General features: G+C 72.4%; 13 protein-coding genes. 7 read left to right on the forward strand and 6 right to left on the reverse strand.

Annotated elements, in window-relative coordinates; translation table 11 throughout:
* The first annotated feature begins 52 nt into the window (after positions 1-52).
* The 3 genes from ASC82_RS27035 (at position 53) to ASC82_RS27045 (ending at position 2,539) form a co-directional block, all read left to right on the forward strand.
* Positions 53-1,186 carry a histidine kinase gene (locus ASC82_RS27035; protein ID WP_056653286.1) on the forward strand — a complete coding sequence of 378 codons (1,134 nt, stop codon included), beginning with the start codon at positions 53-55 and terminating at the stop codon, positions 1,184-1,186.
* Positions 1,183-1,866 carry a response regulator transcription factor gene (locus tag ASC82_RS27040; protein WP_056653289.1) on the forward strand — a complete coding sequence of 228 codons (684 nt, stop codon included), beginning with the start codon at positions 1,183-1,185 and terminating at the stop codon, positions 1,864-1,866. The genes ASC82_RS27035 and ASC82_RS27040 overlap by 4 nt, the downstream gene beginning before the upstream one ends.
* Before the next feature lie 73 nt (positions 1,867-1,939).
* Positions 1,940-2,539: a hypothetical protein gene (locus ASC82_RS27045; protein ID WP_056653292.1), complete on the forward strand. Its 600-nt coding sequence runs from the start codon at positions 1,940-1,942 to the stop codon at positions 2,537-2,539.
* Positions 2,540-2,611: 72 nt separating this feature from the next.
* Here the strand turns inward: ASC82_RS27045 and ASC82_RS27050 are convergent, their stop codons facing one another.
* Positions 2,612-2,878: a hypothetical protein gene (locus tag ASC82_RS27050; RefSeq protein WP_056653295.1), complete on the reverse strand. Its 267-nt coding sequence runs from the start codon at positions 2,876-2,878 to the stop codon at positions 2,612-2,614.
* A 223-nt stretch (positions 2,879-3,101) separates the two neighbouring features.
* On the opposite strand from ASC82_RS27050, the gene ASC82_RS27055 reads away from it, so the two are divergent.
* The 3 genes from ASC82_RS27055 to ASC82_RS27065 all read left to right on the forward strand — a co-directional run bounded on the left by ASC82_RS27055 (position 3,102) and on the right by ASC82_RS27065 (position 5,187).
* The gene (locus tag ASC82_RS27055; RefSeq protein WP_056653297.1) at positions 3,102-4,301 is read left to right on the forward strand and encodes a PP2C family protein-serine/threonine phosphatase; all 1,200 of its coding nucleotides are present in this window, start codon (positions 3,102-3,104) and stop codon (positions 4,299-4,301) included.
* 264 nt (positions 4,302-4,565) lie between these two features.
* Positions 4,566-4,982, forward strand: coding sequence for a DUF5994 family protein (locus tag ASC82_RS27060; protein WP_347336088.1), 417 nt, complete (start codon positions 4,566-4,568; stop codon positions 4,980-4,982).
* A 4-nt stretch (positions 4,983-4,986) separates the two neighbouring features.
* Positions 4,987-5,187 (forward strand): hypothetical protein, encoded by a 201-nt coding sequence (locus tag ASC82_RS27065; protein ID WP_056653303.1) that lies wholly within the window; start codon positions 4,987-4,989, stop codon positions 5,185-5,187.
* Between the two features lie 214 nt (positions 5,188-5,401).
* On the opposite strand, the gene ASC82_RS27070 is transcribed toward ASC82_RS27065, so the two are convergent.
* The 3 genes from ASC82_RS27070 to ASC82_RS27080 form a co-directional block, all read right to left on the reverse strand.
* Positions 5,402-6,775 (reverse strand): MFS transporter, encoded by a 1,374-nt coding sequence (locus ASC82_RS27070; RefSeq protein WP_242427796.1) that lies wholly within the window; start codon positions 6,773-6,775, stop codon positions 5,402-5,404.
* 137 nt (positions 6,776-6,912) lie between these two features.
* Positions 6,913-7,143 (reverse strand): hypothetical protein, encoded by a 231-nt coding sequence (locus ASC82_RS27075; protein ID WP_056653306.1) that lies wholly within the window; start codon positions 7,141-7,143, stop codon positions 6,913-6,915.
* A 149-nt stretch (positions 7,144-7,292) separates the two neighbouring features.
* The gene (locus ASC82_RS27080; protein ID WP_056653309.1) at positions 7,293-7,628 is read right to left on the reverse strand and encodes a hypothetical protein; all 336 of its coding nucleotides are present in this window, start codon (positions 7,626-7,628) and stop codon (positions 7,293-7,295) included.
* 186 nt (positions 7,629-7,814) lie between these two features.
* Here ASC82_RS27080 and ASC82_RS27085 point away from each other — a divergent pair, with 186 nt between their 5' ends.
* On the forward strand, positions 7,815-8,819 hold the full coding sequence (locus tag ASC82_RS27085; protein WP_056653312.1) for a LuxR C-terminal-related transcriptional regulator: 1,005 nt from the start codon (positions 7,815-7,817) through the stop codon (positions 8,817-8,819).
* A gap of 41 nt (positions 8,820-8,860) precedes the next feature.
* Here the strand turns inward: ASC82_RS27085 and ASC82_RS27090 are convergent, their stop codons facing one another.
* Both ASC82_RS27090 and ASC82_RS27095 read right to left on the reverse strand, forming a co-directional pair.
* Positions 8,861-9,583 (reverse strand): 4'-phosphopantetheinyl transferase superfamily protein, encoded by a 723-nt coding sequence (locus ASC82_RS27090; RefSeq protein ID WP_056653314.1) that lies wholly within the window; start codon positions 9,581-9,583, stop codon positions 8,861-8,863.
* An 80-nt stretch (positions 9,584-9,663) separates the two neighbouring features.
* Positions 9,664-10,677 carry a pyridoxal-phosphate dependent enzyme gene (locus tag ASC82_RS27095; RefSeq protein WP_056653317.1) on the reverse strand — a complete coding sequence of 338 codons (1,014 nt, stop codon included), beginning with the start codon at positions 10,675-10,677 and terminating at the stop codon, positions 9,664-9,666.
* Positions 10,678-16,009: the final 5,332 nt, after the last annotated feature.

A 16,009-nucleotide genomic window follows, 5' to 3' on the forward strand; every position in this document is an offset into this window, starting at 1 on the left:
CTCCTCCGGCAGCGCGATTCGCCGCCCGCGGGCACGCGGCTAAGGTGCGCGCATGAGTACAGGGCGGTTCCGTGTCCGGGCCGGAGTCAGGGACGGTGTGATCGCCGTCGGCGTGGCGGCGGCGCTGCTGGGCACCGGGGTGTCGGGGCAGCACTCCGGCACGCGCCTCGACGTGCTCGGGTACGTGCTGCTGGCGGCCGGTGGCCTGGCACTGTTCGCGGCCCGGCGGGCGCCGGTGACCGTCCTGGTCGTCACCGGAGTGTGCGCGCTGGGGTACCAGGCGGCCGGTTTCGACGTACCCGCCGTCGCCTACCTCTTCGCGGTGTACGCCGCGATGCGGGCGGGGCACCGCGCCGTCACGGTGGCGGCGTCCGTGGCCGTACTCGCCACGCTTCCGCTCGCGGCCCTGGCCTCGGGCCTGCACGGCACGGGCGAGGCGTTCGCGCAGGCCCGGGGCGCCCTGGAGATCGCCTGGCTGATCGCCGCCGGCGCCGCGGGGGAAGCGCTGCGGCAGGCGGAGCGCCGGGCGGACGAGGCCGAGCGCACCCGGGAGGAGACCGCGCGGCGGCGCGCGGACGAGGAGCGGCTGCGCATCGCGCGGGAGCTGCACGATTCGCTCACCCACCAGATCTCCATCATCAAGGTCCAGTCCGAAGTCGCCGTCCACGTCGCCCGCAAGCGCGGCGAGCGGGTGCCGGAGGCCCTCCTCGCCATCCAGGAGGCCGGCCGTGAGGCGACCCGGGAGCTGCGCGCGACCCTGGAGGCGCTGCGCGACGACGACACCAGCCCGCCCCGGGGGCTCGGCCACGTACCGGAACTGGTGGCGCGTTCCCGGCTGACCGGCCTGGACGCCACGCTGACGATCGAAGGGCAGCGGCAGGACGTGTCGGCCGCGGTGGGCCGGACCGTCTACCGGATCGTGCAGGAATCGCTCACCAACATCGCCCGGCACTCCGACGCCGCCACCGCGTCGGTACGGATCGACTACCACCCCGACGCCCTGGCCGTCCGCATCGACGACGACGGCGGCGCCACCCCGGCCACCGCCACCACCCCGACGCCCGGCGTCGGGCTGCTCGGCATGCGCGAGCGGGTCACCGTCCTCGGCGGCCGCCTGCGCGCCGAACCCCGCGGCGAGGGCGGCTTCACCGTCCAGGCCGAGCTCCCCCTGGACCGGGCCTCGTGATCCGTGTCCTGCTGGTCGACGACCAGCCGCTCATCCGCAGCGGATTCCGCGTACTCCTCGACCTGGAGGACGACATCGAGGTCGTGGCCGAGGCCGCCGACGGCAAGACCGGCCTGGCGCTGGCCGCGGAGCACCTGCCCGACGTCGCGCTCATCGACATCCAGATGCCGGTCATGGACGGCATCGAGACGACCCGGCGCATCGCCGAGGACCCCGCCCTGGCCGGCGTGCACGTCGTCATCCTCACCAACTACGGCTTCGACGAGTACGTCTTCGACGCGCTGCGGGCCGGCGCCGCCGGATTCCTCGTCAAGGACATCGTCCCGGAGGACTTCCTGCACGCCGTCCGCGTCGCCGCACGCGGTGACGCCCTGCTTGCACCCTCGATCACCCGCAAGCTGATCCACCGGTACGTCACCCAGCCGCTCCCCACCGACAGCGGCACGCGCCGCCTCGAAGAGCTGACCAACCGCGAACGCGAGGCCGTCGCCCTCGCCGCACGGGGCCTGTCCAACGACGAGATCGCCGAGACCATGGTGATCAGCCCGATGACCGCGAAGACCCACGTCAACCGGGCCATGACCAAGCTCCACGCCCGCGACCGCGCCCAACTCGTGGTCCTCGCCTACGAATCGGGCCTGGTGACCCCGGGGGGCCTGACGCCCCCGGGCACCTCCTGACATCCGTCGACGGAACATCGGATGCCGTGAATCCCCGGGGTCCGTCCGGGGCCCGTGCACCTATGCTGCGGCGGTGACCACACCCGCGACCACTCCCACGAGCACCCCCGCGCCCCCTCCCGCCAAGCTCTCGCGGCGCGCCTTCCTCACGTGGATCGCGCTGACGGTCCTGGTCTTCTCCGCTTTCGGAGCGTGGCGGTGGTGGGACCGCGCGCAGGACGGCGAGTTCCGCGCCGATCCGCACGTCTGCGGGCTCGTCACGCCCGAGACGATCCACCGGCTCGTGCCCGAGGCGTACGGCGGACGCGAGGACGCGGCGTCCTGCACCTGGGCGGCCCCGCGCGAGAAGGGGAAGTACCGGGCGAACGTCCATCTCTTCGCCAGCCGCCTCGACGTCGAACTGGCCGAGAAGGACATGCGCGAGCAGCGCGCCGGCGGCGAACCGGGCTGGGAGAAGGGCACCCAGGAAGATCTGATCGGCCTCGGCGACGAGGCCATCCTCCGCTTCCGACCGCCCACTCCCGGCAAGAACATCACCGCGCAGGTCGTCTTCCGCCGCAGCAACATGGTGATCTCCCTCGCCTACGCCCGCAGCGACGACGACCGGCAGGCGGCCCGCGCCGGAGCCGTCGACGCCGCCCGCGAGGCAGCCGCCCTCCTCAGCCGGCCCTGACCCGCTCCTCCTCGCCCACGCGCAGGCGCTCACCGGCTTTCGGCTCGGGTGTGTCGATGAGGGCGTACGCGATCAGCGCCGCCAGGACCTGGAGAGCTGCCGACCACCAGAACGCCGTGGTGAAGCCGTGAACCAGGGAGTGCAGGTGCGCCTCACGAAGGCCGTCAGCAGGAGCGTCGCCGCAGCCGACAGGACGAGGGTGCGGGCGGAGGTCCAGCCGTCGGTCTCGGCGCGGCCGAAGCCGTACACGAGCGCGAGCACCCCGAGGGTGACCAAGGAGGACTGGGGGCGCGCGGGGTGGGCGACGGCTGGGGACGGGAGCCAGAGCTTCTGGTTCATGCCTTCAGGATCGGGGGCGCGGCCCGCGGCCGGTCCAGGCGTACGTCCTCCGTCGGCGGGACCTCCGCCCGTGCGCACCGGGGCTGCCGTCGCTCGCCCCGTCCCGCCGCCCGTGTGGCGTGCCCCGGCGTCGGGGCGCATCCTGGTGGCGAGATCGCCGGTACCGGGCCCGGCTCCCCGTGTCCGTCGCGCAGCCCGTCCGCCGCACTGCGGGAGGAACGGGATGACAGTCGGATCGTCTGGGGGGCCTGACCGTTCGGAGAGCTTCGGCGAGGGGCTCCTCGGCGGGCTCCTGGACCGGGCCCACGAGCTGCCGCCCCATCTCGTCGGGGCGCTGCTCGCCGAGACGGTGGCCCGGCTGGGGGGACGGGATCCGCAGATCCTGCTCCAGGACTACGGGCAGCAGCGGCTGGTCCCCTTGCCGGGCGAAGGGCTGGCGGGCGGCGAACCGCAGCTCATCGACGGCTCCGATGCGGGCCGCTGCTTCCTCACCTCACGCCCGGTGGAACGTCCTCTGCCCGATGGCGTACGGATCCTGCTGCCGTTGCCGGACGGGGGCGACCAGGCGGGCGTCCTGGCCGTCACCCTGGACTCCGTCGACGATGACGACCGGCGCCTGCTGCGCAGGATCTCCGGTCTGATCGGCGACGCGATGCGGACCAAGAACGGCCACACCGACCTCTTCTTCCGCACCCGCCGCAGCGAGCCGATGAGCGTCGCCGCCGAGATCCAGTGGTCGCTGCTGCCGCCGCTGTCGATGACGACGCCGCGCGTCGCCGTCGCCGGCGTGCTGGAGCCCGCTTACGACGTGGCGGGCGACAGCTTCGACTACGCCCTGAACGACGACACCCTCCACCTCGCCATGATCGACGCCATGGGCCATGGTCTGGACGCGGCCACGATGGCCACCGTGGCCATCGGCGCGTACCGGCACGCCCGCCGGATCAGCATCGAGCTCTCCGAGATCTACCTCTTCATGGACCGGGCCGTGGCCGAACAGTTCGCGCCCGATCATTTCGTGACCGCGCAGATGATGCGCCTCGACACGGACACCGGCCGCCTCCAGTGGGTCAACGCCGGGCACCCTGCCCCGATGCTGATCCGCCGGCACCGCGTCGTCCGCCGTCTGGACAGCCCCACGACCCTGCCCGTCGGCTTCGGAGGGGCGCAGCCGCAGGTCAGCGAAGTGATGCTCGAACCGGAGGATCGCGTCCTGTGCTTCACCGACGGGCTGATCGAGGAACACGCGACCGGGCAGGAGCAGTTCGGCGAGGACCAGCTGATCGACTGGGTGAACCAGCTGGAGCGGGCGGACCGCGAGGTCCGCGCGGTGGCCCGGGACCTCTCGCACACCCTCAAGCGGGCCCGCGGGGAGTCCACTTCGGACGACGCGACCCTCGTCCTGGCCGAGTGGCGGGGCTGAGCGGAGCGGATCCCGCGCGCCCGCCGTCCACACCCGGTGGAAAGCCGCCTGGTGGACAGTCGCCCGGTGGAAAGTCGGCCGGTCAGAACGGCTCGTCCGGCCCTCGGCCGGAGTACGCTGGATTTACCGGGAGTAACTCGAACACCCGCTCCCACGCGGACGTCGTTTCCGGCGATCAAGGCACTGGGCCGTCCTGCAGGACGGCCCGGAGACGGGTCCGCCCTCATGACCACCACCCTCGCACCCACGCTTTCCGCGCCCCCGATGTCAGCGCGTCTGTCGCTCGCACCGAAGACCGTCCCCGCCGGCCCGATGGACGGCGCCTGGTGGCCTCGCTCGCGTGACCTCAGCGCCGAACTTCCCGCGCTGGTCGCTGCGTTGGAGGAGCAGTACGGACGCATCACGCGCGTCGCGGTGAACCCCGCGCACTGGCCCGTGATCCCGCACAAGGTTCCGGCCACCGGGCACATCGTGCACGTCGGCTGGTTCACCGAACAGGATCCCGACAAGATGATCCTGCTCTCGTACACCGTCGGCCGCTGCGACCTTCTGGTGATCCCGCCCGAGACCGAACCCGCAGAAGCCGCCCGGCTCATGGACACCGCCGCCGCCCCGATGCCGATCCGGCACCCCGTCGTCGGAGCGCGGATGATCACGATGCCGGGGACCCCGCGGAGGTGACGCCATGGAAACCTTGATCGTGATCGCGGCCGTCGCCCTGCTGATCGCGCTCGGCATGCGCCTGATCCACCGGCTCAACGCCCAGCACGACGCGCGTATAGCGGCCCACCGCTTCAGCGAACCGTTCCCGGCGATCTTCCGACCGCCCGGCCACGGCCACCACCCGTCGGCGGAGCAGCCCTCCGGCCGCCGGGTCACCCCGTGACGGCGCCCGGCACGGGCAGCGCGTCCGGTTCGACCAGGTCCTGCTCCGTGAGGAGCAGGACCTCTGCTGCGATGTCGTCCTCCACGTGCTGCGGGCCCGCGAGATCCTCGGCGACGGCTCCACGGAGTCCCCTTGCCCTTGGTTCAAGGATGGCCGGGCGTCGGCGACGAAAGTCGGGGTCGGCGCTCCCGCCACCGCCTGACCTGCCGGCCCATCAGGCCAGTTCGGCCTTGCGGACCGTGGGCGACGCGAGACAGACGATCATGCCGAGGGCGCTGAGGACACCGCCGGCCAGGAAGGCCGTGCCGACGCCGCCGTAGCTGACGAGAGCTCCGAAGGCCGGGAAGGTCAGCGGGGCGAGCCCCAGGGCCGTCAGGCTGGTCACCGCGGTGACCCGGCCCAGATAGGCGGGGTCCGTGGCCGTCTGGATGAGGGCCTGCGCCAGGCCGCCGGCGATACCGCCCGCCAGGCCGGCGACGGCGGCGAGCGCCACCGTGGAGCCCAGGTTCGGGACGACCGGGAACAGGGCGATGCAGGCCGAGGTCACCAGGGTCGTGGCGATGAGGACGTAACCCGACTTCGGCAGGCGCCCCAGGACCGCGAGGGCGAGCGCGCTGACCGCCGCACCACCGCCGAATCCGGCGACGATCCAGCCCATTCCGCCGGCTCCCCAGTCACGCTCCGACGTGAGGAAGACGAAGCCGATGTTGAGGGGTCCGGCGAAGCCGAGCTCGCTGAGGGCGGCCGCGAGCACGAGCGGGCCGATCAGCTTGTGGCGGCGGATGAAGCCCAGGCCTTCGGTCAGGTCGTGACGGGCGGAGTTCTTGGGGGAAGCGGAGTCGCCGGTGGGCGCGGAGTCGTCGGTGCCGCTCCCGGCGTCCTCTTCCAGGGGGCGCAGCCGGACCGCGAGCAGAAGCAGCAGCGATACGCCGAACAGGACGCCCGCGAGTCCGAAGGCCGCTTCCGGCCCTCCCAGGCCCATCGCGAGGCCCGCGAGCGGGGGGCCCATCATGCTGCCGCCGCGCACGGCGAGGGCGCGCATGCCCTGGATGCGGACGAGTTGGTCCGGTGTCGTGATGCGGGGCGGAAGAGCGCCGACGGCGGGCATGAACAGCGCGTCGACCGCGCCGAAGACGAGAGCGACCGTGACGAGGAGCCAGACGTGGCCGGGGGTGAAGGCGAGGGTCACCGCGGCGGCCGCGATGACGGCGAAGCGCACCGCGTCGCTGCCGATGACGACCCTGCGCGGTCCGAAGCGGTCGGCGACCACTCCGCCGCCGAGCATGAGGAGGGCCCGGGGAACCGCACCGGACGCCACGATCATCCCGACTTCCGCGGGGCCGGCGATCCGGTTGGCGGCCCAGCCGAGGGCCATGAAGTAGATGCTGTCGCCGAGGATGGAGAGGGTGTAGGCGGCGAGCCACCGCAGGACGGTTCCGTCCTTGTACGCGGGCCGGGACGCGGGCTTGGGCTCCGGCTCGGTCCTGGACTCGGACCTGGTCTCGGACCTGGTCTCGGACCTGGACTCGGACCTCGTTCCGGTCCCTGAGTCGGGCGTCGTCTCGGTACTGAACGCGGGCTCGGCCACGGGCCGTTCAGTGCGTGGGGCACGGGTGACATCCGCCATCGGGGCTTCCTCTTCTCTCTCCTGGCGAGTCGGGCGACGTCGGGGGAACTCTCAGCAGCAGTGCGGAAGGGGAGGAGGTGGCCTTGGCGGCCGGTCTGCTAGTCCCAGCCCGTGGTGTCCTTGGAGGAGGACGGGGTGGGGGTCGGCGCGGCGGCCGTGTCGGCCCCGCCGTTCGTCGTGGCGGTCTCGGTGTCCGTGGTGGTGCCGGCGACCGTCGCGACCGGGGCGCTCGGCTGAGTGGCGAGGGTGGCGATACCGAAGGTCGGCAGGGCGACGAGAGCGAAGACGGCAGCGAACTTCGAGGCAAGGCGAAGGGTGTTCTTAGACATGACAAACTCCGTCCGGAAATAGTTGGCTGGAAGTTGTCAGCTTCGGTGGCCCGTTTGTCGTTCCGGCCTGTTCCCTGCTGACATCCACAAGTCTTGCCTGCCCCGGTGCCGCCGACCAGCTTTACGGGTTGACCTCAACCGGCCTTCGCCTATTCCGTCCACCGTCCGTCGTCGCCGGACTCGTGGAGCATCCGGTCGAACAGGGCGGGGACCAGCGCCGCGGAGTAGCTGGTCACGTAGGCCTCCTGAAGTGCGACCTCGCCGCTCAGGGCCTTGAGCGCCACGGTGTACGCGACCGTCTCCGCCTCGGGGAGCGTCGCCGCGGTGACGAAGAACCCGACCGTCAGATCGCCCCCGTCACCCGGATGGACGCTGACGTGGCCTACTCCGTCCTCGGGAGTCGCGTAGGAGAGAAAAGCCTTCCTGAGCGACTCCGGGTCGTCAGGGATGCAGGGAAGCCGAATGCGTACATGGACCAAGCGCATAACCCCACCATCCCGGAAGTACAGAAGGTGCAACAGCAGTCAATACCGGACTGTTTATGCCATTGCCCAATCCGGCCACCTTCCCCGGTAAGCCTCCCAGTCCCCCGGGCATTCCATAGGCACCTATCGGCCAACGGCGCAATTCATGCTTTGATTCGTCTTGATCTTCAGAGGGGGAGGCCGAAAATGCTGGAAGCACTGGGGTTGGACGGCGTCTGCGAGAACGTGTACCGCGCGGTACTCGCACACCCACAAGCGGAATTCGAGGTTCTGCGCGACAGACTCGGCCTGCCCGAGGAGGAACTGCGCGGGGCGCTGGACAAGCTCAGCGAACTCGCCCTCGTCCGCACCGCCTTCGACCACCCCCACTGCTTCCGCGCCGTGGACCCCGAGGTCGGCATCCAGGCCGTCATCGCCCGCCAGCAGGAGCGCCTCGCCGCCGAACAGCAGCGCATCGAGCAGATCCGCCTCGCCGCCGCCCAGTTGGCCGCCGACTTCACCGCCGCCCGCCCCCACAAGCAGATCGACGGCATCGAGCGGCTCGACGGCATCGAGGAGATCAGGGAGCGGATCTCGCGGCTCGTGCGCGACGTCAGCACCGAGGTCATGACGCTCGCCCCGGGCGGCGCGCAGAGCGAGGCCAGCATGGAGGCGGCGAAGCCCCAGGACCAGGCCCTCCTGGAGCGCGGTGTCCGGATGCGGACGCTCTACCTCGACAGCGTCCGCAACAGCCCGGCCACCGTCGCGTACGCCAACTGGCTCGCCGAGTTGAGCGGCGAGGTCCGCACGACCCCGTCCCTGCCGATCCGGCTGATGGTCCTGGACCGGCGGGTCGCGATCGTCCCCACCGACGAGGAGGACAGCCGCGCCGGCGCCCTCGTGCTCAGCGGCAGCGGCACGGTCACGGCCCTGTGCGCGCTCTTCGACACCATCTGGGACAACGCCCTCCCCCTCGGCGGCGCGGCCTCCCGCGAGCGCGAGGACGAGCGCGGCCTCTCCCCGCAGGAGTCGGAGGCCCTCCGCCTCCTCGGCCAGGGGCTCACCGACGACGCCGTCGCCAAGCGCCTCGGCGTCTCGCCCCGCACGGCCCGCCGCATCGCCGCCGACCTGATGGAGAAGCTCGGGGCGCGCAGCCGCTTCCAGGCGGGGTCCCGGGCCGTGGCCAAGGGCTGGCTGACGGGCGAGGAATAGAGCTCCGCTCCCGCACAGCTCCACGCCGCCTGGCCCTGGCGTCACACCGGCTCCTTGATCGCCAGCGCCGCCGCGAGGCCCGCCGGGGCCGCCACGTCGTGGAAGCGCCAGTCCGGTACGTCCGCGTCCTCCCCCACGTAGTCGTGCGCGGCACCCATCGCGAGGCCGGTGCCGAGGCCCTTCAGGTAGGCCTCCTTCCGTGCCCAGATGCGGGCGAACGCCGCCGCGCGCCGGTCCGGCGGGGCCGACTCCAGGAGGGCCCGCTCCCCCGGGTGCAGGGTGGTGGCGAGCTCGTCGGCGACCTCCAGTTCCGGGGCCACCTCCAGGTCGACGCCGACCGCCGTACGGGCCAGGGCGATCAGGCAGTAGCCGGCACGCCGGGAGAGCGAGAACTGCAGGGAGCTGTCGGCGACGACGGGCCTGCCGTGGCCGCCGTCGCACACGGGGCAGTCGTCCTGCGCGAGCCGTACGTCCTGCGGCGCACGGCCCAGGTGGGCGCCGAGGATGCGGCGCAGGGCGATGTGGGAGGCCGTGTAGTGGGCGCGGTCGAGGGGCGAGCGGAAGGCCGTGGCCTTGGCCCGCTCCTTCGCGTCCAGGAGGGCCAGGGGGTTCGCTTCGGCCGGCCCGGCGGCGAGGTTCACGATCCAGAGCCGCGGCCCGGTGAAGGGCTGGACCAGGTCGGCCGGCCGGTCGGACCGGTAGGTGCGCGGGGTGAGCGGGGTGAGCGAGGTCAGCGTTTCGCGGGACAGGCACGTGGTGGTCATGGTGCTCCTTGCGGCGCGGAGGGACGAGGTCGGGAGACGAGGCCGGGAGACGGGGCCGGGAGACGGCGGTCGGGTCGGGGTCACGCCGCCGCGAGGGCCGCGTACGAGTGGATCTCGCGGGACAACCGGTCCTCGCGTGCGGTCAGTTCGTCGAACCGCGCCCGCGCGATGTTGCCGCCCGTCAGCACCACGACGACGTCCCGTACGTGGTCGGCCTTGAGCGCCGCCGCGACCGCCGCCGCCGAGCTGGGCTCGGCCACGATGCCGTGCGTCCGCAGGAGGGCCATGGCCCGGACGATCTCGTCGTCCTCCACCGCCGTGAGGTGGTCGACCCCGGCGGCGACGACCGGGAGGGCGACGCGGCCCGGTGCCTGGCCGCGCAGCCCGTCGGCGACGGACGTGGAGGGCGGGACCGATACCGGCCTCCCCGTGGCCAGGGACAGGGCGTAGCGCGGGGCCGATACGGGCTCCACCCCGATGACCGCCGGGGCGGCGCGCCAGGCGCCCTTGGCGAGGCACATGCCGGCGAGGAGTCCGCCGCCTCCGACGGGGACGTAGACCGCCTCGACGCCCGTCGTCTGGGCGGATATCTCCAGGCCGGTGGTGCCCTGGCCCGCGATGACGTCGGCGTGGTCGGAGGAGGGGATCAGGGTCGCGCCCTGTTCGGCGGCGAGGGCCTCGGCCAGCCGGTTCCGCTCGGCCACACCGCCCTCCACGAAGAGGACGCGGGCGCCGAGACCGCGGATCGTCTCGACCTTCTCCGGCGCCGACGCCGCGGTCATCACGACCGTGGCCGGGACCTTCGCGGCCCGGGCGAGCATCGCCACCGCCTTGCCGTGGTTCCCCGAGGAGGCGGTGACCACCCGGGAGGGTGCGGCGGCCGCGAAGGCGTTGGTGACGCCCCGCAGTTTGAACGAGCCCGACTTCTGCAGGTCCTCCCGCTTGAGCAGGACGCGGGTGCCGGGAAGGCGCAGAACCGGCGTCCGGCGGACCACGGGCGCGATGCGCTCTCCGGCCGCGAGCACATCCTGGAACGTCGGAATCCGTACCGCCGGAGTCTCGACCGTCGGAACCTGGATCGTGGAAATCCTCATGCCTGCCACCCCGCGTACTCCATCGAGTTGCTGATGATCGTCTGAGCCAGGACGGCGACGGCTTCCGGAGCCGTCATCATGTCCAGGTGTGTTCCCGGTGTGCGAGCCTCGCGCAGGCCGCCGGGATAGAGGCCGCGCCAGTAGGCCGTGTACTCCTCGTGGCTGCCGTCGCTCGCGTGCGAGCCCTGGCCGCTGAGCAGCACGTCGTCGCTGATGACGAGGGTGCAGGCCGCGGCCGACACCGGCGGCTCGTAGGCCGCCACCGACTCCAGGAGGCCGCCGAGCGTGGCGTACGGGAGCCACTCGTCGAGCGTGGCGGACTCGTCCGGCACCTCCAGGGTGCTCGCGAGGTGGCGCAGCGCCATCTCGGTCCGCTCCCGCTCCGCGCCCTGTTCCTTGCGGCCCTTCTCCCAGAGGGCGACGGCCTTGTGGTAGTCGGCGACGTAGCCCATCAGCCGCTTCCTGACGCCCGGTTCGACGATGGGCGGTTCGACGAGGTAGACCTGCTCGGTCTCGTCGGGGGCCTGCCGGGCCATCTCGTGGGCGATGACGGCCCCCAGCGACCAGCCGAGCAGGTGGTACGGGCCTTCCGGCTGGACGGCCTTGATCTCCTCCCAGTAGCGGGCGGCCAGCGCCTCGGCGCCGAGGACGGTCTCCTCGTCCGGTTCCATGCCGGGTGCCTGGATGCCGTACGTCCGGCAGGTGCCGGCGAGTTGGGCGGCGAGGGCCGAGAACCAGTGGGCGCTGCCGCCGCTGGGGTGGATGCAGAAGAGGTACGTGTCGCCGGCGCCCGGAGCGGCGGGCGCGTCGTCCCGGCGCGGGCCGCCCAGCTCGAAGGCGAGGGACCGGGAGACGGTCCCGGCCCGGGAGATCAGCTCCGCGGCCTCGGCGACGGTCGGGTACTGCATGACCGCCCGTACGGACAGGGCGTATCCGGCGTCCTGGAGGCGGGTCGCGAGCCGTACCGCGCGCAGCGAGTGGCCGCCGAGCTGGAAGAAGTCGTCGTGGACGCCGATCCGGTCGAGGCCGAGGACCTCGCTCCAGATGTCGGCGACGATCCGCTCGACCTCGGTGCGCGGGGCGACGTACTCGCCGTCGGTCTCGGGGCGGTCGCCCTCGGGCTGCGGGAGCGCCTTGCGGTCGACCTTGCCGTTCGGGGTGAAGGGCAGGGTGTCGAGGAAGACGAACCAGCCGGGGATCATGTAGTCGGGCAGGCTCTCGCGGAGCCGCGCCCGCAGCCCTGCGATGGTCAGTTCGCGGCCGGCGACGGGCACGCAGTAGCCGACGAGCCGCTTGTCTCCAGGGGTGTCCTCGCGGACGATCACGGCCGCCGCGGCGACGTCCTCGTGGGCGCCGAGCGCCGACTCGATCTCGCCGAGCTCGATGCGCAGGCCGCGCAGCTTCACCTGCTGGTCGATCCGGCCGAGGAACTCCAGGTTGCCCTCGGGCAGCCAGCGGACCAGGTCACCGGTGCGGTAGACGCGGGCCCCCGGCTCGTCGGAGAAGGGGTGCGGGACGAACCGCTCCTCGGTGAGCTCCGGCCGGTTCCAGTAGCCCCGGGCGACGCCCTCGCCGCCGATCCACAGCTCGCCGGGGACGCCGACGGGCGCGAGGCCGCCGAAGCGGTCCATCACGTACACCTCGTGGTTCGCGATGGGCGATCCGATGAGGACGCGGTTGCGGCTGTGCGTGTACTCGTACAGCGTGCTGCAGACGGTGTCCTCGCTGGGCCCGTAGGCGTTGACGAACACCCGCCCCGGGGACCAGGTGGCGAGGACGTCCGGCGGGCAGGCCTCGCCGGCGACGACGATCGTCCGCACGCTCTCCAGGGCCTCCGTGGAGACTCCGGCGAGCAGCGAGGGGGACATCGTGACGGCGGTGACGCCGTGGCGGGCCACCGTCGTCTCCAGGGGCTTGCCGGGGAAGAGGTTCTCGCGCGGGGCGAGGACGAGGGCCGCGCCGGCGCCCCAGGTGGTGATCACCTCGTACATGGAGGCGTCGAAGCTGGGCGAGGCGAACTGCAGGACGCGGCTGCCGGAGTCCAGGCGCAGCTGCCGCGGCAGGTGCTCCGCCATGCTGACCGCACCCTGGTGCTGCACCATGACGCCCTTGGGGGTGCCGGTCGATCCGGAGGTGTAGATGATGTACGCCAGGTTGTCCGGGCCCGACTGCGGTACGGGGTCGGTGGCCGGCCGTTCGGCGATCGCCGGCCAGTCGGTGTCGATCAGGACGTGCGCGGCGGTGCCGGGGAGCCGGTCGGCCAGGTGGCCCTGGGTGATGGTCAGCGGGGCGCGGGTGTCGGAGAGCATGAACTCCAGGCGGGCCGCCGGGTAGTCGGGGTCGAGCGGCACGTACGCCGCACCCGCCTTCATCACACCCAGCAGGGCGACGATCATGTCCGGGCCCCGGTCCACGCACACCGTCACCAGGTCCTCGGCCTTGATCCCGAGGTCCATCAGGTGGTGGGCGAGCCGGTTGGCCCGGGCGTTGAGCTCCGCGTACGAGAGGCGCGTGTCCTCGAAGAGGATCGCGGTGGCGTCCGGGGTGCGGGCGGCCTGCTGCTCGAAGACCTCGTGGACGGTGATGTCGTTCCGGTACGGGACGGCGGTGTCGTTGAAGGTGACGAGCAGCCGCTCCCGCTCGGCGTCGGTCAGCACGTCGAGCTCTCCGACGGGTCGCGCCGGGTCGGCGACGACCGCGCCCAGGAGCCGGGTGTAGTTGCCGGCCAGGCGCTCCACGGTGGCCCGGTCGAACAGCTCGGGGGAGAAGAGGATCCGGCCCTCGACTCCGCCGGTGGCCTCGTCGACGTCGAGGAGGCACACGAGGTCGAAGTTCGGGGTCTCACCGCGGACTTCGATGGAGTCGAGGGAGAGGCCGGGGAGGGTCCAGGCGCTCTCCGGGACGTTCTGGAGGGCGAACATGACCTGGAAGAGGGCGTTGCGGGAGAGGTCCCGCTCGGGGGCCAGCTCCTCCACGATCCGCTCGAACGGCAGGTCCTGGTGCGCGTACGCGCCCAGGGCCGTCTCGCGCACCTGACCGAGGAGGTCGGTGAAGGAGGGGTTGGCGGCCAAGTCCGACCGCATGACGAGGGTGTTGACGAAGAAGCCGACCAGGTCCTCGACCTCGGCGCGGTTGCGGCCCGCGATCGGGGTGCCGACCGCGATGTCGTCCTGACGCGACCACCGGNAGGGTGTTGACGAAGAAGCCGACCAGGTCCTCGACCTCGGCGCGGTTGCGGCCCGCGATCGGGGTGCCGACCGCGATGTCGTCCTGACGCGACCACCGGGAGAGCAGCACCTGGAAGCCCGCCAGACCCGCCATGAAGAGCGAGGCGCCCTGCGCCGACGCGAGCTCCTGGAGCCCCTTCGTCACCTCCGCGCCGACCTTGAAGGTCACCGCGTCACCCGCACCCGANCGCCATGAAGAGCGAGGCGCCCTGCGCCGACGCGAGCTCCTGGAGCCCCTTCGTCACCTCCGCGCCGACCTTGAAGGTCACCGCGTCACCCGCACCCGAGCGGTGCAGCGGACGCGGACGGTCCGTCGGCAGCTCCAGCGGCTCGATCCCGGCGAGGTTCTCCCGCCAGTACCCGAGCTGGCGCTCCTCCCGCTCCGGAGTCAGCCACTGGTGCTGCCAGAGCGCGAAGTCCCCGTACTGGACCGCCAGTTCGTCGAGCACCGGTGCGCGGTCCTCCAGGGCCGCCGTGTAGAACTCGCGGAGCTCGTCCGTGAGCACCGCCACCGACCAGCCGTCCGCGACGATGTGGTGGATCGCCACCATCAGCAGGTGACGCTCGTCGGCCAGGCGCAGCACGGTCACCCGCAGCAGCCGGCCGCTCGTCAGGTCGAAGGGGCGGCAGGCCTTGGAGTCGAGGGTGACGCGGGCCAGCGTCTCGCGCTCGGCCTCGTCGGCGATGTGCCGCAGGTCGACCAGCTCGCTCCGCACCTGCCACGGGTCGTCGACGACCTGGACGGGCTCGTCGTCGGCGCCGGTGACGAACCGGGTCCGCAGCACCTCGTGCCGCGCGACCAGGCCCGAGAAGGCCGTCTCCAGGGCCGCCAGGTCCAGTACGCCGTCCACCGCGAAACCGAACGGGATCACGTACTCGGCGCTCCCCGGCTCCAGCTGGTCCAGGAACCACAGCCGCCGCTGCGCGAAGGACAGCGGGACGACGGCGGTGCCGGCGGGGCGCCGTCCGATCGCGCTCTCCTGCTGCGCCGCCGACTCGGCCTCGGCGGCCAGGCAGCCGACGGTCCGCGCCTCGAAGAGCTGCCGGACGGTGACGGTCGCGCCGAGCGCCTTGTTGATGCGCGAGACGAGCCGGGTCGCCAGGAGCGAGTGCCCGCCGAGCTGGAAGAAGTCGTCGTGGACGCCGACCTGGTCGAGGCCGAGGACGTCCCGCCAGATGTCGGCGATGATCCGCTCGGTCTCGGTGCGCGGGGCGGTGTAGTCGCCGTCGGCGGCCTGCCGGGCGCCGTCGGGCGCGGGCAGGGCCTTGCGGTCGACCTTGCCGTTGGGCGTGAGCGGCAGGGTGTCGAGGAAGACGAACCAGCCGGGGACCATGTAGTCGGGCAGGCTCTCCCGCAGGTGCGCCCGCAGCCCGGCGACGGTCAGCTCGCGGCCGGCGGCCGGGACGCAGTAGCCGACGAGCCGCTTGTCGCCCGGGGTGTCCTCGCGGACGATCACCGTGACGCCGGCGACGTCCTCGTGGGCGGCGAGCGCGGACTCGATCTCGCCGAGCTCGATGCGCAGACCGCGCAGCTTCACCTGCTGGTCGATGCGGCCGAGGAACTCGATGTTCCCGTCGGGGAGCCAGCGCACCAGGTCGCCGGTCCGGTAGACGCGGGCCCCGGGGTCGGTCGAGAAGGGGTGCGGGACGAACCGCTCCTCGGTGAGCTCGGGCCGGTTCCAGTAGCCGAGGGCCACGCCGGGGCCGCCGATCCACAGCTCGCCGGGGACGCCGACCGGCGCCGGGCCGCCGAAGCGGTCCATGATCAGGGCCTCGGTGTTCGCGATGGGCCGGCCGATCGGCATGGACGTGAGCTGCGGGCCCGCCGGGTCGACGACGTAGCAGGTCGCGAAGACCGTGGTCTCCGTCGGCCCGTAGCCGTTGACCAGGTTCCGCGGCGCGTGGGGGCCGGCGAGGAGGGCGTCGGCGACCGACCGCTCGACGGCGTCGCCGCCGTACAGCACCGTCTTCATCCCGGCCAGCAGGTCCGGGCACTCCGCGACGTGCTGGTTGAAGAGCGGGGCGGTCAGCCACATCGTGGAGATGCCCTGCGTGCGGATGGCCGCGCGCAGCCGCTCCGGGTCGAGCACGACGTCCTTGGAGAG

This window comes from Streptomyces sp. Root431, assembly GCF_001426585.1.
GTDB classification, from domain to species: domain Bacteria; phylum Actinomycetota; class Actinomycetes; order Streptomycetales; family Streptomycetaceae; genus Streptomyces; species Streptomyces stackebrandtii.

Coding starts and splice junctions, on each gene's coding strand:
- ASC82_RS27035 (WP_056653286.1), top strand. CDS start 53: ATGAGTACAGGGCGGTTCCGTGTCCGGGCCGGAGTCAGGGACGGTGTG.
- ASC82_RS27050 (WP_056653295.1), bottom strand. CDS start 2,878: ATGAACCAGAAGCTCTGGCTCCCGTCCCCAGCCGTCGCCCACCCCGCG.
- ASC82_RS27055 (WP_056653297.1), top strand. CDS start 3,102: ATGACAGTCGGATCGTCTGGGGGGCCTGACCGTTCGGAGAGCTTCGGC.
- ASC82_RS27060 (WP_347336088.1), top strand. CDS start 4,566: ATGTCAGCGCGTCTGTCGCTCGCACCGAAGACCGTCCCCGCCGGCCCG.
- ASC82_RS27065 (WP_056653303.1), top strand. CDS start 4,987: ATGGAAACCTTGATCGTGATCGCGGCCGTCGCCCTGCTGATCGCGCTC.
- ASC82_RS27075 (WP_056653306.1), bottom strand. CDS start 7,143: ATGTCTAAGAACACCCTTCGCCTTGCCTCGAAGTTCGCTGCCGTCTTC.
- ASC82_RS27080 (WP_056653309.1), bottom strand. CDS start 7,628: ATGCGCTTGGTCCATGTACGCATTCGGCTTCCCTGCATCCCTGACGAC.
- ASC82_RS27085 (WP_056653312.1), top strand. CDS start 7,815: ATGCTGGAAGCACTGGGGTTGGACGGCGTCTGCGAGAACGTGTACCGC.
- ASC82_RS27090 (WP_056653314.1), bottom strand. CDS start 9,583: ATGACCACCACGTGCCTGTCCCGCGAAACGCTGACCTCGCTCACCCCG.
- ASC82_RS27095 (WP_056653317.1), bottom strand. CDS start 10,677: ATGAGGATTTCCACGATCCAGGTTCCGACGGTCGAGACTCCGGCGGTA.